Origin of the sequence: Streptomyces sp. NBC_00597, from assembly GCF_041431095.1 — a bacterium.
Lineage (GTDB): Bacteria > Actinomycetota > Actinomycetes > Streptomycetales > Streptomycetaceae > Streptomyces.
In genome coordinates this window covers 2093995-2108129 of the sequence record NZ_CP107757.1, presented here as the reverse complement: position 1 = coordinate 2108129, position 14135 = coordinate 2093995, and the positions used below count along the sequence as shown (strand labels likewise).

Genomic DNA, 14135 nt, shown 5'->3' with positions numbered 1-14135 from the left:
TACTCCCTTCGTCTCGCCCTGGTTATCCCCAGTTACGCGCCGTCTGCACCTTCATCGGGCATATGACCGTAAGAATCGTCGAGATGAGTGACAGGGCGGCAAGGGCTGCGAAGAGGTGCGCGTATCCGCCGAGCGGTCCGGCGAGGGCGGCGCCGGCCCAGGGGGGCGAGGGCTGCGGCGATGTGGGCGGGGGAGCCGAGGAGGCCGGAGAGGCGGCCGTAGTGCGTGGTGCCCCAGCGGTCGGTGACGGCGGTGGCCTGGAGGAGGTGAGGTTGCCGCGGACGATTCCCGCCAGGACCGCGAGGATGACCAGCAGGGGCATCGGGCCTGGGATGAGGGCGAGAGCGGCTGTGGTTGCGCCGCCGAGGGCGATGAGGGTGGCCGTGCGGGTCGTGACGGATGTGCGGGCCGACAGGCTTGTGTACAGGGTGCGCCCTCGGAGTCCCCCGCCTCTTCACTACGAGATCACGGAGGTGGGTGCGGGGCCCGGGGAAACGTTCCTGGGCCACCTCACCTGGGCTGTACGAGCCACCATCACCAACGCCGCACCGATGCCATCGACCTGAAGCTCACCGGCATCGACTCGCGTGTACCGGGCCGCGATCCGTACCGGCGATCTCCAGGGGGTGGACCGTGTGGTCCGGATCATCGAGCGCATCAGCCATCTCCTCGGGCCGAACAGCCCCGTACGCCTGCAGTTGGGCGGCTCTCTGGACGGAGGTAGCCATATGCTCCAAGTTCGGCTGTGACGAGTGCCACTTCGCGCACACATTCGTCCAACCATGCTGGTGATTCGCTGCCGTTGGCACTGGCGCAGAATTCCCCGAGTCCGGCTAGCTGCGCCAAGTCGACCAAGCCCGCGTAGGAGCGCGGCTGTGCGGCCGGAGCGATGGACAAGGAAGTACGGCCCTCCCGCGCAGGGCCTTGGGGTTAAGACGCAGTCCAGGATTGCGGCCGGGCCATCAAGCCCGCACCCGACAGCTCACCTTGTAGGGGCACCAGGTTGAACCGTGCATGAGGCGGTTCGGTGATCGCCATTCATGGCGGTCTGGCCCGGTGCTCTGCGCCCAGACCGCCTTCCCCTCGGAAGGGCAGGTCGTTGACCAGTCGGGAACGCAAGATCATCTCTGTCTGCTTTGCCGTGCTTCTGTCGCTCCTTGTTGCGGTGGTGGCCGCGCTCCTCAAGAGCAGCGAAGGGGGCACCGTGCTGGAGTCCGCCGCCTACGGCGCTGGCGGCTTCGTGTCGGCCTTCGGCGTCTGCATGTTGGCGCTGATGTTCCTACTCCTTTAGGTGGCATGCGCTGCCTCCGTGCCCGTCGGTACTACGGATGGGCACGGAGCTTGGACACTTTGGCTGGAAGGAGCGCGGGGCCCACGCCGTCACCGACCGCTGGGGCACCACCCAGTACGGCTGGCTCTCCGGGCTCCTCGGCGCGCCCGCACACGCTGCAGCCGCGCTCGCCCCCTTCGTCGGCGCAGTCCTGGCAGGCCCTCTCGGTGGCTACCCCACCCTCTTCGCACCACTTGTTGCACTGTCGATCACCGCCGCCGCAAAAGCCCTCGGAACCCGCCCGGCCAGCGGTCCGAGGGGATGACACAAGCGTTCCTCGGCCTCGGCCACGAGGACGTCCAAGCCGCCGTTGAGCACGTTGCCGGTGGGTGCCACCGGGCCGCATGGATCGAGCCATGGCTGACGGGCGCCCCTTACTGGCAGGCGTCGCCGCGCCCAGACTGCTGATGGGAGACGGGGAGGTACTGCGTGGCAGTACGCAAGAGGCGCCGATCGGCATCACAGAAGCGCCGGGAGGCCCGGCTCAAAGCGGGCGCGTGGGGTGGTTTCATCGTCCTGGCGTTGCTCGTTACCTTCTGGTCGGCGATCTGGCCTTACCTGGTCGGAGTGTTACTCCTCGGGGTTGTTGGCGGCAGCGCTTGGTGGCTGTGGAGGACGGACCGTCTCATCAGGAGCAGCGACCGGCGATGGCGTCACGACGGAGCGGTCAGCGTCGGCCACCGAACGCTTGCCGAGGTGGACGTGATGGACGGCACGCAGTTCGAGGACTTTGTGGCCGACCTCTGTAGGCGGGACGGATGTGCGGATGTCCGCCGCGTCGGCCGCACGGGCGACGATGGAGCCGACGTGCGCGGCCAGCTGCCCGACGGCCGGACGATGGTGATCCAGTGCAAGCGGTACAACCCGAAGCGGAAGATCTCAAGCGGAGAGGTCCGCAACCTCCTCGGGTCACAGGTGCACTTCAAGGCCGAGGTCGCCCTCTTCGTCACCAACACGTACTTCAGTGGCCCCGCCGAACGCTGTGCCGTGCAGAACGGTGTCCTCGCCGTCCACCGTGATCATTTGGGTCTGTGGAACCACGGAGCGGCACTCTCGTCACTCACAGCGGTGAACGGAGCCGGCCAGGGCGACCGCCGACACCGCGCCCTGCGGAAGAATACGTACGAGTAGCGCTGTTGGCGGGTTGGCTTCTGGCAGCCGGCCGTCAGCCCGTGCCGTTGGCGGCTGCTGGCTCCTCCTGCACGGGGCTGGGGCTGGCAGGCCCTGCTGTACTCGACGAATGAAGACCACGCCGAGGGGGCCCCACCGTGATGGTGCCGCCGTCCCGGCGTTTGGTGTCGCGGACCATGACACAACCAGGCGTATCGCTCGCGACCTCGACGCACGTTTCGGTTCCGGTGTACGAGCTGGTCCGCCAGTTGGGGCCGCCTTCGGGCACTACCTCTCCTGATGGCTGAAATGATCGATTGCTGCTCTGATGAGTGACATTGCGGGTTCGCCGTAGACGGCCGACTGCACCCCGGTGTGGTTTGCGGAATGGGTTCTTGATCTCGGGGTCGTGTCCCCTGTGGGACACGGTGTGGTCAGGTCACTAGTGGCCGCCATGCTCAACGCCGCCGGTTTCCGGGTGCTGACGCCTTCTGCTCGACGTCTGGGGTGGGTCGTTCACTGCGCAGGCGGCGTGGACGGTGGCTACGGGGTCCGAAGACGGCCAGTGTCTGCTGGTATGCGCGGTGGACCGGCGATCGCGCTGGTCCGTGACTGGCCCGGATCTTCTCTATGAAGTTGGATTCCGGAGGGAAATGAACCCTGGAATCACGCGGCTTCGGTAGCTGTTGCGAGACGAGGGCACGGATCCTGGCCGGTCGTTTGTGCAGGTCAGGCACCGTGCTCAACTTCTAGAAGAAGCCGATCTTCTTGGGGGAATAGCTTACTAGAAAGTTCTTCGTCTGCTGGTAGTGCTCCAGCATCATCTTGTGGGTCTCCCGGCCGATGCCCGACTGCTTGTAGCCGCCGAATGCCGCGTGGGCCGGGTAGGCGTGGTAGCAGTTCGTCCAGACGCGGCCCGCCTGGATCGCGCGGCCCGCGCGGTAAGCCGTGTTGATGTCGCGCGTCCATACGCCGGCGCCCAGGCCGTACGCCGTGTCGTTGGCGATGCGAATGGCGTCGTCGAAGTCATGGAAGGAGGTCACGGACACCACCGGGCCGAAGATCTCCTCCTGGAAGATCCGCATCCGGTTGTCCCCCTCGAAGATGGTCGGCTGAACGTAGAAGCCGCCCGCCAGCTCCCCGTCCTGGTCGATCCGCTGCCCGCCCGTGAGGATCTTCGCGCCTTCCGTCCGGCCGATCTCCACGTACGACAGGACCTTCCGCAGCTGCTCCTCGGAGGCCTGCGCGCCGATCATCGTGTCCGTGTCCAACGGGTGTCCCGGCACGATCAGTTCGGTACGGGCAACGGCCGCGTCGAGGAAGTCCCCGTACCGGCCGCGCTCGATCAGCGCGCGCGAGGGGCTCGTGCACACCTCGCCCTGGTTCAGGGCGAACATGGTGAAGCCCTCCAGGGCCTTGTCGCGCAGGTCGTCGTCAGTGGTCCAGATGTCGTCGAAGAAGAGGTTCGGGCTCTTGCCGCCGAGTTCGAGGGTGACCGGCTTGAGGTGCTCCGCCGCGTACTGCATGATCAACCGCCCCGTGGAGGTCTCCCCGGTGAACGCGATCTTCGCCACGCGCGGGCTGGACGCCAGCGGCTTGCCCGCCTCCTCGCCGAAGCCGTTGACGATGTTCACCACGCCGGGCGGCAGCAGGTCCGCCACCAGGCTCAGCCAGTAGTGCACCGAGGCCGGGGTCTGCTCGGCCGGCTTGAGGACCACCGTGTTCCCGGCCGCCAGCGCCGGAGCCAGCTTCCACACCGCCATCAGGATCGGGAAGTTCCACGGAATGATCTGCCCGACCACGCCCAGCGGTTCGTGGAAGTGGTAGGCGACGGTGTCGTCGTCGAGCTGGCTGAGCGCGCCCTCCTGGGCGCGCAGCGCACCCGCGAAGTAGCGGAACTGGTCGATGGCCAGCGGCATGTCGGCGGCGAGGGTCTCCCGGATCGGCTTGCCGTTCTCCCAGGTCTCCGCGACCGCGAGGGCCTCCAGGTTCTGCTCCATCCGGTCCGCGATGCGCAGCAAGATCGTCGACCGCTCGGCGACGGAGGTGCGCCCCCAGGCGGGCGCCGCCGCATGCGCCGCGTCCAGTGCCCGTTCCACGTCCTCGGCCGTGCCGCGGGCCACCTCGGTGAAGGTCTGGCCGTTGACGGGGGAGGGGTTGGCGAAGTACTGGCCGAGAGCGGGCTCGACGTACTCGCCGCCGATGAAGTGGCCGTAGCGGGACGCGTACGACATGAGCGCGCCTTCGGTACCGGGCGCAGCGTAACGGGCCATGGTGGTCCTCCCCTTGCCGGGCGCCGGCCGCCGTCGGACAGCGCTCGGGAGGAGGCTAGGAGCGGGCAGGTTGCGGATACGTTGCACGGCGCGGCCGAACCGGCTCCCGCCGGGCGCGCGTCGGTTCGGCACCGGCACCGGCACCGGCACCGGCACCGACATCGGGTGCCGGTGCCGGTGCCGGTGCCGGTGCGGCGCGGGACGCGGGCGCGGCCGCGGTGCCCAGTTCGCTGTCGAGGCTGCGGACGCGGGCCAGCGCGGCCGGGCGTGCCTCCGGCGGCAGTGCCGCGGCCAGCGCCCGCCACACGGCGGCGTCGTCCGCGCCCCACGGAGTGCACACCCAGTCGGTGAGCAGTCCCACGTCCGCCCGGGCGATCACAGCGGCCCGTGCCTGGTCCTCGATCCGGCGCCGCAGCCGGACGATGCCCGGCGCGGTCGAGCCGGGGAGCAGCGGGCCCGCGTAGTGCTGGAGGGCCGCCGAAACGGCGCCGGCCGCCAGGTGGCGGGTCACGACGGTGAAGTCGGCCTCCAGCGGCGCCGTCGTACGGTACGGGCGCGAGAGCGGAGCGCGGTCCCCCAGTAGTCCCCGCAGTCGTGACATTTCGGCGCGCAGCGTCACCGGTGACACCGATTCGTCCTCGTACAGTGCGATCGCCAGCTCCTCGCCCGACAGCCCCGTCGGGTGGTGTGCGAGGAGAGCCATGATCTCGCTGTGCCGCCGCCCCAGCCGCAGGCCGGCGCCACCGCCCGCCAGCAGCGCCTCGTCCTGGCCGAGGGCGGCCAGGGTGTCCCCGGCGGGCGGCGGTAACGGGTCCAGCAGCGCCAGCTGGGCCTCCGCGGCCCGGGCCACCGCCTGCACGAAGGCGAGGGAGTGCGGATGGGCCAGGCCGTCCCCGCCGGTGATGTCCACCGCACCGAGCAGCCGTCCGGTACGGGGATCGCGCACCGGAGCCGCCGCACACGTCCACGGGTGGACCCGGCGGCTGAAGTGCTCCGCCCCGAACACCTGCACCGGCTCCCCGACGGCGACCGCCGTGCCGGGCGCGTTCGTGCCCATCGCGGTCTCCGCCCACCGCGCGCCCGGGACGAAGCCGAGCCGCTCCGCCCGCCGCAGCGTGGCCGCCTCTCCCTCCACCCAGAGCAGGCTGCCCCGGGCGTCGCACACCGCCAGCAGATGGGCCCCGTGCGCCGCGAACGCCCCCACGAGCTCCCGGAACACCGGCATCACCCGGGCCAGGGGGTGCTGCGCCCGGTACGACCGAAGTTCCGCCTCCGCCAGCTCCACCCGGGGCGTGCAGTCGGGGCTGAGCCGGGCCCGGGCGCACCGCCGCCAGGACTTCGCGATCACGGGCCGGACCTCCGCCTCGCAGCGCCCGTCCCGCGTGAACGCGGTGTGTGCCCGCCGCAGCACTCGCGTGCGCTCGGCGGGGTCGGCCCCGCCCGGCAGCGCCACCGACGGATCGTCCATGCCACCCTCCCGAGGTGCCGCGTACCCGCAGCGCCCCCATCGTCGTCCCGGCCCCGGGCCCCGACAAGCTCTGCGTCGGCCACGCGCCGTTCCGAAAAGCCGCCGAGGCGTGCTGCCGGCCGGAGCCGACGGCCCGGGCGCCCGGGAACGCCTCGCCGGGGCGGGGCGTTGAGGGGGTAGTGGACGACGACAGGTGGAGGTGTCCGCAGATGTCCAAGCGTGGCAAGGTCGCGGTTGCCGGAGTCGCGGCAGCCCTCGTGTTGTTCTGGACGGTCGGGTTCTGGGCGGGACTGCTGGTCCTGATCGGGGTGCCGGCGGCCGCCTACCTGCTGCTGGACTCCTCCCAGCGGCGTCGTCTGCGGGGCGTGTCCAGGAAGCAGCTGGGCCGCTGAGCGGGCCCGGCAGGCCCGGCGGGCGAGTCGCCTGACCGCCCGGTCCGGGGCAGGAGCCCGGGGACCCGTCGGGCGGCGGCTCCATGCCCGGCGTGCGGGGTTGCTACGCCCGGCGTGGGGCGCCTCCGTGTCCGGCGTGCGGCGTCTCCGTGCCCGGCGTGCGTCCCGGCCGTGGGCGAACCCGGTGGCCGCGGCGGGCACGGTTCAGTAGTAGTCCCGCATCAGCGTCGTCGCCCACTCCGGCTGGCCGTGTTCGCCGCGTGGGCCGAACTCCGTCATGTACGGCTTCAGGTCGAGGACCGGCGTGCCGTCCACTGCGTCCAGGCCCTCCACGTGCACGTCCAGGCCGTCCACCTGCAGGATCCGGCAGCGGGAGACCCCCAGCCGGTTCGGCCTGTTCTTGCCGCGCTGGGCGAAGATGCCGACCAGTGGCCAGTCCGGGTTGCCCCGGGGGTGCCGTGCGCCCGTCTCGATCTTCTCCACCGGGACCCGGTCGAAGTGGTAGACGACCTCCAGGTGCGAGAACTCCGCCAGCCCGTACAGGGCCTCCGGACCGAACCGCCCGGCGTCCAGCCGGATCACGGACCTCTCCCGGCCCCAGTCGTCGTCGACCACTGCCGTGCGGCCGCCCACCACCACGGCCACCGGCTCCGATTCCACCAGCACGATGTCTCCCTCGGGTTCAGGCCGGGCGTACGGCGATACGGTCCAGCGCCGCGAGCAGCTCGGCAAGCTCCGGCAGACCTTGATCGTGGTCCCCGTCGCGGGGGACCGCGAGAACCTCGCTCGGCTCCTCGTCCAGCAGTACGAAGGCCGCGTCGTCGGTCCGGGCCACCAGTGACCACCCGGGACCGTCCGCCCGCAACGTCCTCGCCCCCTCGCCGGCGAAGGAGGACCGCACCCGGCCGGGCGGCGGCGGGCTCTGCACGTACTCCAGGGCTTCCTTGAGCGCCCGCGCGAGCCCGGGGTGCGCCGCGGCCGCCGCTCCGCCGTCCGTCGCGACCCGATCCCGCCAGGCGGCCCATTCCCGGGCGATCTGGTCCGCGCCCATCCGCCGCTGCACCGGCCCCCACGCCTCGGCGGAAGGCGGAGCCAGCGGCACCCGGCCGGTGCCGTCGGCACCCTGTTCCGGGTCGTGCGGCTCCGGGATTCCGGGCGTCGCCACCGACAGGTCCAGCGGCCAGCCCGCCAGCGACACCACGATCGACCGCTCGTCGGGCGACAGGTCGTACTCCATGCCGCAGTCCCAGGAGGCGATCGCCATGGCAACGAGCGAGACGTCGTCCACGACGACGGTCCAGCGCGCGCCCTCCTCGTCCTGGCCGAGCACCAGCCCATACCCCTGTGCCGCCGGCTCCACACCCAGCAGCGAGCACGCTTCGGGGAAATCGTCGCCCAGGATGCCCGGGAACTGTGCGGGGGTCAGCAGTACGGCGGTCAGCACATAGAGCGAACCGCCCCCTTCCTCGTCGGACACCTGGCCTCCCGGTCGCTCTCTCGTCGGCGCACCCTAACCAGCGGGTAACCCCCGCGTCGAGAGCCTGCGGGCGCCGATTTCCAAGCCCGCTACCTGCACGTAGAGTTGGCCACCCGCCACAGAAAGGGACACCCGGTGCAGCGTTACGACCGGCTGAGGGAGATCCTCCGTCTCGACCCCGACAAGGACTTCCTCGCCATCTACCGGCTCACCGCCACCTACGAGTTCCCCTGGGACTTCACCCGTGCCCTGGAGCTCGCCCTCTTCCGGACCTACGCGGTCCCCAGCATCGGCCGCCTGCTGGCCGAGACCGCCGAGTTCACCGACCGCCCGCAGAAGCGCTACGACGACACCGCGCTGCTCCTCGACGCGGTCGTGGAGCACGGATTCCAGAGCGAGACCGCGCGCACCGCGATCCGCCGCGTCAACCAGATGCACCGCGCCTACAACATCACCAACGAGGACATGCGCTACGTCCTGTGCACGTTCGTGGTGATTCCGGTGCGTTGGATGGACGCCTACGGCTGGCGCCCCATGACCCACCATGAGCGCCGGGCCAGCGCGAACTACTACGCCGAACTCGGTCGACACTTGGGCATCACGGACATCCCGGACTCCTATGAGGAGTTCGAGAAGACCCTGAACGCCTACGAGGACGCCCATTTCGGCTGGGACGAGGGCGGCCGCAAGGTCGCCGACTCCACCATCGGCCTGATGGCCTCCTGGTACCCGGCGCCGCTCGCCCCCGCGGTGCGCGCACTGAGCCTCTCGCTCCTCGACGAGCCGCTGCTGTCCGCGTTCCGCTACGAGGACCCCCGCCCGCAGGTCAAGCGGCTGGTCCGGGGCGTCCTGAAGCTGCGCGGCCGCGCCGTCCGGCTGCTGCCGCCGCGTAAGGCCCCGCACTACGCCCGGCAGAACCCGGAGATCAAGGGCTACCCCCGCGGCTACGACGTGGGCGAGCTCGGCACGTTTCCCGTGCCCGGCTCGGGGGGATGCCCCGTGCCGCATCCGCGCCGGCCGGCCGAGGCCGAGGCCCAGCCCCCGGCGTGATGCGGGGCACCTCCCCGGACCCCGGGCGAGGTGCCGTCGTACACGTGCACGGGTGTGTTCGGGGTGTGCGGCTCAGGGCTGGCGCACCGCGAGCACGAGGAAGCGGGCGTCCTCGTCGGCGTACGAGGTCATGTCCCAGCCCGCACCGGCCAGCAGCGGGCCGAGGTTGTGCTCGGCCCGCAGGTCGTCCTGCGTCAGCGCGCGGCCGTGCCGTGCCGCCAGCGACGCTCGCCCGATCGGGTGGAACAGGGCGAGCCGGCCGCCGGGCCGGACGACGCGGGCCAGCTCGCGCAGGTTCGCCTCCGGGTCGGGCAGGTGCGCGATGAGGCCGGCGGCGAACACGGCGTCGAGCACGCCGTCGCGCAGCGGCAGTCGGGCCACGTCCGTCAGCAGCAGCGTGCCCTCGGCGCCCCGCCCCGCCTGCCGCGCGGCGGCCAGCATCTGCGGGGTGAGGTCCGCGCCGAGCACCGTGCCGCCCGGGCCGACGGCGGCGCGCAGAGCCGTCAGTGCGCGCCCGGTCCCGCAGCCCGCGTCGAGGACGCGGTCCCCGGGGCGCAGCTCGAATTCGGCCACGGCCCGGGTGAACGCCGGCTCGTCGGAGGGGAACTTCCGGTCCCAGTCGGCGGCGCGCGCTCCGAAGAACTCCTGCACGTGCGTGTGGTCTTCGCTCATGTGGACATGATCCTCCACGGGACTCGCGGCGGGACTCGTGCCGGGGCGGGAGCTTTGCGTGCTGTGCGTGCTGTGCGTGCGGTGCGTGCGCAAGGTGGCCCGTGGCGTGATCGAAGACGAACGTAGCTCTGTCATATTCCAGCAGTTCCAGCTTCTTTCGAAATGCGCCCCTTGTTCGTGCCCTCACCCGGACTAGCGTCCCGGGGCCATGGGACACCTCGACCACGCGGCCTATGGCTGGCTGACACCCGTACTGTCATATGTGATGGCGTGCATAGGCGCCGCCCTCGGGCTGCGCTGCACCGTCCGCGCGCTCGCCGCCACGAACGGACCCTCCCGCCGCAACTGGCTCCTCACCGCGGCCTCCGCCATCGGCACCGGCATCTGGACGATGCACTTCGTCGCGATGCTCGGCTTCAACGTCACCGGCACCGAGATCCACTACAACGTGCCGCTGACCATCCTCAGCCTGCTCGTCGCCGTCCTCGTCGTCGGCGCCGGCGTGTTCGCCGTCGGCTACGGCCGGGCCCGCGGCCGTGCCCTGGTCCTCGGGGGGCTCACCACCGGCCTCGGCGTCGCCAGCATGCACTACCTCGGCATGGCCGCCCTGCGCCTGCACGGCAGCGTCTCGTACGACCCGCTCCTGGTCGGGCTCTCGGTGGCCATCGCCGTCGTCGCGGCCACCGCCGCGCTGTGGGCGGCGCTCAACATCAAGGCGCCGGTCGCCGTGGCCGTCGCCTCGCTCGTCATGGGCGTCGCCGTCAGCAGCATGCACTACACCGGGATGCTGGCGGTCGCCGTCCGTGTCGTGCCCTCGGACCAGACCCTGCCCGGAGCCACCGCGATGCAGTTCATCTTCCCGCTCGCCGTGGGGCTCGGCTCGTACCTCTTCATCACCTCCGCGTTCGTCGCCCTCTCCCCGACCGCCGACGAACGCGCCGCCTCCGCATCCGCCGCTCGGCACCTGGGCGGGCACGCGCCGGAGCGGGCGGCGCCGCCCGCTCCGGCCCGCTAACCCCAAGCCGGCGGCGCCGCCCGCTCCGGCCCGCCGACCGGCCCCGACCCGCCCGCTGGACCGCCCCCGGAACGAGGAGCCCATGCGCACACCCCGCAGACCACCGCAGGCAGCGCCGCCACAGCTGCCCGTGCCCCCGGCACGCGGCCGCCGGGCCCACGCCGGACCGCCCGCCGAGGAACCGCCGGCACCGCAAGACCGGGAGAGCGCCGCTGCCGGCCCGGCGGACGCCCCCGACGGAGGGCCCCGTCCGCCCCGGCCGCGCCCGAGCCTGCGTCCCGCCTCCGTCCGGGCGAAGATCGTGTCGCTCCTGATGGTGCCCGTCGTGTCCCTGCTCGCCCTCTGGGGCTTCGCTACCGTCAGCACCTCCCAGGACATAGCCCGGCTCACCCGGGTCCAGCACGTCGACGAGCAGATACGCACCCCCGTCGCGGCCGCCGTCACCGAGCTCCAGGCCGAACGGCGCGCCGCCGTCCGCTACCTGGCCGACCCCGCCGCCGACCACGGCGCCGCCCTGGAACAGCAGGCGCGGCGCACCGACGCCGCCGTCCGCCGGCTGCGGCTCGGCGACCGGCACACCGTCGCAGAGTCCGGCGAGTTCCGCACCGACGTCGTGGTCCGCGTCGGGGCCTTCGTGGCCGCAGCGGAGGGTCTCGGCGCCACCCGCAAGGACATCGCGGACCGACGCGCAACCTCGGACGCGGCGTACGAGACGTACACCCGCGTCGTCGATTCCGCCCTCGCCGTCGACGGCACCCTCTCCGGAGGCGAGCAGGCCGAACTCGGCCCCGAAGCGCGCGTCCTGCTCGAATTCGCCCGCTCCGCGGAACTCCTCTCCCGCGAGGACGCGCTGATCGCCGCGCCCGGCCCGCGCACCGCCGAATCGCTTCGGCGTCTCACCGGCGTCATCGAGACCCGGCGCGCACTCACCGCGGGTTCCGTCGGCGACCTGCCCGCCGCCCAGCGGGCCGTCTGGCAGTCCGTGGCCAAGAGCGCCGCCTACGCCGAGCTGACCGCTGCCGAGGACCGGGTGCTCGCCGCCGTACCGGCCATGGGAGCGGCCGCCGGGTCGGGTTCGGGTTCGGGTTCGGCCGCCGGCGCCGGCGCCGGGTCGGGCGCCGGTTCGGGTGCGGCTGCTGCTGCGGCCAAGGAGCCGGCCCGCGGTGTCCCGGCCGGCTGGGACACCGCGTACACGAGCACCAGTACCTCGATGCGCGAGATCGAAGCCGCCGCCCACGCCGCGGCCGCCGACCGCACCGACCCCTTCGCACGGGCCGGGCTCAGCACCGCCGGAGCCGCCGTACTGCTGGGCCTCGCCGCGGTCGCCGCCTCCCTCGTCATCTCCGTCCGCATCGGCCGCGCCCTCGTCGTGGAACTCGTTTCGCTGCGCAACACCGCCCTGGAGATCGCACACCGCAAGCTCCCGCACGCCATGGACCGGCTACGGGCCGGCCAGGACATCGACGTCGAGGCCGAAACCCCGCCCCCGCCGCCCGCCGACGACGAGATCACCCAGGTCGGCGAAGCCCTGGCCACGGTCCACCGGGCGGCCCTCGGCGCGGCCGTCGAGCGTGCCGAGCTCGCCAGCGGCGTCAGCGGCGTGTTCGTCAACCTCGCCCGCCGCAGCCAGGTCCTGGTGCACAAGCAGCTCACCCTGCTCGACTCGATGGAGCGGCGCACCGACGACCCCGGTGACCTCGGCGACCTCTTCCGCCTCGACCACCTCACGACGCGGATGCGCCGGCACGCCGAGAGCCTGATCATCCTGTCGGGCGCCGCTCCCGGGCGGGCCTGGCGGATGCCGGTCCCGCTGACGAACGTCGTACGGGCCGCCGTCTCCGAGATCGAGGACTATCCGCGCGTAGAGGTCCGCCAGCTGGCGGAGGCCGCCGTGGTCGGTGGTGCTGTCGCCGACCTCACGCACCTCCTCGCCGAACTCATCGAGAACGCCGCCCAGTTCTCGCCGCCGCACACCAAGGTCCGCGTCAGCGGCGAGCCGGTCGGCGCCGGATACGTCCTGGAGGTGGAGGACCGCGGGCTCGGCATGGGCCGCGAGTCCCTCCACGAGGCCAACCGGCGCATCGAGCAGTCCGAGGCCCTCGACCTGTTCGACAGCGACCGGCTCGGGCTCTTCGTCGTCAGCCGGCTCTCGGCCCGGCACGGGGTGCGGGTGCACTTGCGCACGTCGCCGTACGGGGGCACGACCGCCGTGGTGCTCCTGCCGAACTCCCTGCTCCAGGGCGCGATCGAGACGGGCCCCGCGTCGGCGGCCCCGGACCCGGAGCTCGACGTCCCGGCCGGTACCCCGGCGGGACGGGCCGCGGCGACCCCGCAGCCTCCCGCGATCACCGTCGTACGGCAGGACGCGCGCCGTTCGGCGGTACGGGACGACGCGCGCGGCATCCCGGCGCCCGAGCGGAGCCCCGGACGGGAGGAGCCGTGCCCGGCCCCGGTGGCCTCCCTGCGGCCGCGCGGTGCGGCGGCCGGGGCCGGGGCCGTCGGCGCCCGTACGCAGGCCCCACCGGCTGCGACGGCCACGGCGGCCCCTGCCCCGGGCGCTGCCACGACGGCGGCTCCGGTGGCTGATGTGGCACCGCCCGTGCGGCGCGCCGGAGGCCCAGGCTCCGGCCCCGGCCTGGGCCTGGGCTCCGGCTCCGCGCCCGAGGGCCGGATGGCCGCCGAACTGCCGCGCCGCGTACGCCAGGCCAGTCTGGTCCCGCAGCTGCGCGAGGCCCCCGACCCGAAGGCCCCGGACGGGGTGCGCGTGCCGGAGGACCCGCCGGGGCGCAGCCCGGAGCAGGCCCGGGACCGGATGGCGGCCTACCGGGCCGGCTGGGTCCGCGGTGCCCAGGAGAACTCTGCCCACGCAGGCAGTGAAGGAGAAGCGTGATGATCGAGCACCAGAGATTCAACCTCGACGGCGTCCGCAGGTCCGGCGAGCTGGACTGGCTGCTGGACGACCTGGTGGTCCGGGTACGCGAGGTGCGGCACGCCGTCGTCCTGTCCAACGACGGCCTGGCGGTGGGCGCGTCCAGTGCGCTCAGCCGGGAGGACGCGGAGCACCTGGCCGCCGTTGCCTCCGGCTTCCACAGTCTGGCGAAGGGCGCGGGCCGACACTTCCACGTCGGGGGCGTGCGCCAGACGATGGTGGAGATGGACGAGGGTTTCCTCTTCGTCGCGGCCGCGGGGGACGGTTCGTGCCTGGCCGTGCTGAGCGCGGCGAGCGCCGACATCGGGCTGATCGCCTACGAGATGGCCCGGCTCGTGAAGAGGGTCGGCGAGCACCTGTACACCCCGTCCAGGTTCGCGGCGCGCCCGCCGGCCACGGGTTGAGAGCGGCGGCCCGGC

13 protein-coding genes and 1 pseudogene are annotated in these 14135 nt (G+C 72.3%); 7 read left to right on the top strand and 7 right to left on the bottom strand.

All coding sequences use genetic code 11. The features are described 5' to 3' along the window. Window positions 1-22: 22 nt before the first annotated feature. Window positions 23-448 (bottom strand): annotated as a pseudogene (locus tag OG974_RS09105) (MFS transporter); the annotation flags it as partial. Window positions 449-1099: 651 nt separating this feature from the next. Here OG974_RS09105 and OG974_RS09100 point away from each other — a divergent pair. Next, window positions 1100-1291, top strand: coding sequence for a hypothetical protein (locus tag OG974_RS09100; protein ID WP_327282167.1), 192 nt, complete (start codon window positions 1100-1102; stop codon window positions 1289-1291). Between the two features lie 468 nt (window positions 1292-1759). Continuing rightward, a complete protein-coding gene (locus OG974_RS09095) occupies window positions 1760-2461 on the top strand; it encodes a restriction endonuclease (RefSeq protein WP_328761952.1) in 702 nt (233 codons plus the stop codon). A 34-nt stretch (window positions 2462-2495) separates the two neighbouring features. Here OG974_RS09095 and OG974_RS09090 read toward each other — a convergent pair whose 3' ends face one another. The 3 genes from OG974_RS09090 to OG974_RS09080 form a co-directional block, all read right to left on the bottom strand. After that, window positions 2496-2729, bottom strand: coding sequence for a DUF397 domain-containing protein (locus tag OG974_RS09090; protein WP_328761950.1), 234 nt, complete (start codon window positions 2727-2729; stop codon window positions 2496-2498). Window positions 2730-3189: 460 nt separating this feature from the next. Then, window positions 3190-4713 (bottom strand): aldehyde dehydrogenase family protein, encoded by a 1524-nt coding sequence (locus tag OG974_RS09085; protein ID WP_327282165.1) that lies wholly within the window; start codon window positions 4711-4713, stop codon window positions 3190-3192. 55 nt (window positions 4714-4768) lie between these two features. Further along, window positions 4769-6181 carry a GAF domain-containing protein gene (locus tag OG974_RS09080; protein ID WP_371646106.1) on the bottom strand — a complete coding sequence of 471 codons (1413 nt, stop codon included), beginning with the start codon at window positions 6179-6181 and terminating at the stop codon, window positions 4769-4771. A gap of 209 nt (window positions 6182-6390) precedes the next feature. Between OG974_RS09080 and OG974_RS09075 the strand changes: the two genes are divergently transcribed. Beyond that, entirely contained in the window at window positions 6391-6573 is a 183-nt protein-coding gene (locus tag OG974_RS09075; RefSeq protein WP_327282163.1) for a hypothetical protein, read from the top strand. Window positions 6574-6777: 204 nt separating this feature from the next. On the opposite strand, the gene OG974_RS09070 is transcribed toward OG974_RS09075, so the two are convergent. Together OG974_RS09070 and OG974_RS09065 are read right to left on the bottom strand one after the other, a co-directional pair. Beyond that, a complete protein-coding gene (locus tag OG974_RS09070; RefSeq protein ID WP_327286016.1) occupies window positions 6778-7233 on the bottom strand; it encodes an SAM-dependent methyltransferase in 456 nt (151 codons plus the stop codon). 22 nt (window positions 7234-7255) lie between these two features. Further along, entirely contained in the window at window positions 7256-8050 is a 795-nt protein-coding gene (locus OG974_RS09065) for a hypothetical protein (RefSeq protein WP_329312902.1), read from the bottom strand. Window positions 8051-8185: 135 nt separating this feature from the next. Here OG974_RS09065 and OG974_RS09060 point away from each other — a divergent pair, with 135 nt between their 5' ends. Continuing rightward, on the top strand, window positions 8186-9100 hold the full coding sequence (locus tag OG974_RS09060; protein WP_327282161.1) for an oxygenase MpaB family protein: 915 nt from the start codon (window positions 8186-8188) through the stop codon (window positions 9098-9100). A 72-nt stretch (window positions 9101-9172) separates the two neighbouring features. Here the strand turns inward: OG974_RS09060 and OG974_RS09055 are convergent, their stop codons facing one another. After that, window positions 9173-9772, bottom strand: a complete 600-nt coding sequence (locus OG974_RS09055; RefSeq protein ID WP_327282160.1) for a methyltransferase domain-containing protein — start codon at window positions 9770-9772, stop codon at window positions 9173-9175. A gap of 208 nt (window positions 9773-9980) precedes the next feature. On the opposite strand from OG974_RS09055, the gene OG974_RS09050 reads away from it, so the two are divergent. The 3 genes from OG974_RS09050 (at window position 9981) to OG974_RS09040 (ending at window position 14120) form a co-directional block, all read left to right on the top strand. Further along, window positions 9981-10787: an MHYT domain-containing protein gene (locus OG974_RS09050; RefSeq protein ID WP_327282159.1), complete on the top strand. Its 807-nt coding sequence runs from the start codon at window positions 9981-9983 to the stop codon at window positions 10785-10787. Window positions 10788-10869: 82 nt separating this feature from the next. After that, a complete protein-coding gene (locus OG974_RS09045; RefSeq protein ID WP_371646102.1) occupies window positions 10870-13677 on the top strand; it encodes a nitrate- and nitrite sensing domain-containing protein in 2808 nt (935 codons plus the stop codon). Continuing rightward, the gene (locus tag OG974_RS09040) at window positions 13677-14120 is read left to right on the top strand and encodes a roadblock/LC7 domain-containing protein (RefSeq protein ID WP_327282157.1); all 444 of its coding nucleotides are present in this window, start codon (window positions 13677-13679) and stop codon (window positions 14118-14120) included. Before OG974_RS09045 ends, OG974_RS09040 begins: the two co-directional genes overlap by 1 nt. The last annotated feature ends 15 nt before the right edge of the window (window positions 14121-14135 follow it).

Bases quoted from the DNA above. Each gene is read 5' to 3' on its own strand.
- OG974_RS09050 (WP_327282159.1), top strand. From the start codon at position 9,981: ATGGGACACCTCGACCACGCGGCCTATGGCTGGCTGACACCCGTACTG.
- OG974_RS09040 (WP_327282157.1), top strand. From the start codon at position 13,677: ATGATCGAGCACCAGAGATTCAACCTCGACGGCGTCCGCAGGTCCGGC.
- OG974_RS09085 (WP_327282165.1), bottom strand. From the start codon at position 4,713: ATGGCCCGTTACGCTGCGCCCGGTACCGAAGGCGCGCTCATGTCGTAC.
- OG974_RS09045 (WP_371646102.1), top strand. From the start codon at position 10,870: ATGCGCACACCCCGCAGACCACCGCAGGCAGCGCCGCCACAGCTGCCC.
- OG974_RS09075 (WP_327282163.1), top strand. From the start codon at position 6,391: ATGTCCAAGCGTGGCAAGGTCGCGGTTGCCGGAGTCGCGGCAGCCCTC.
- OG974_RS09080 (WP_371646106.1), bottom strand. From the start codon at position 6,181: ATGGACGATCCGTCGGTGGCGCTGCCGGGCGGGGCCGACCCCGCCGAG.
- OG974_RS09055 (WP_327282160.1), bottom strand. From the start codon at position 9,772: ATGAGCGAAGACCACACGCACGTGCAGGAGTTCTTCGGAGCGCGCGCC.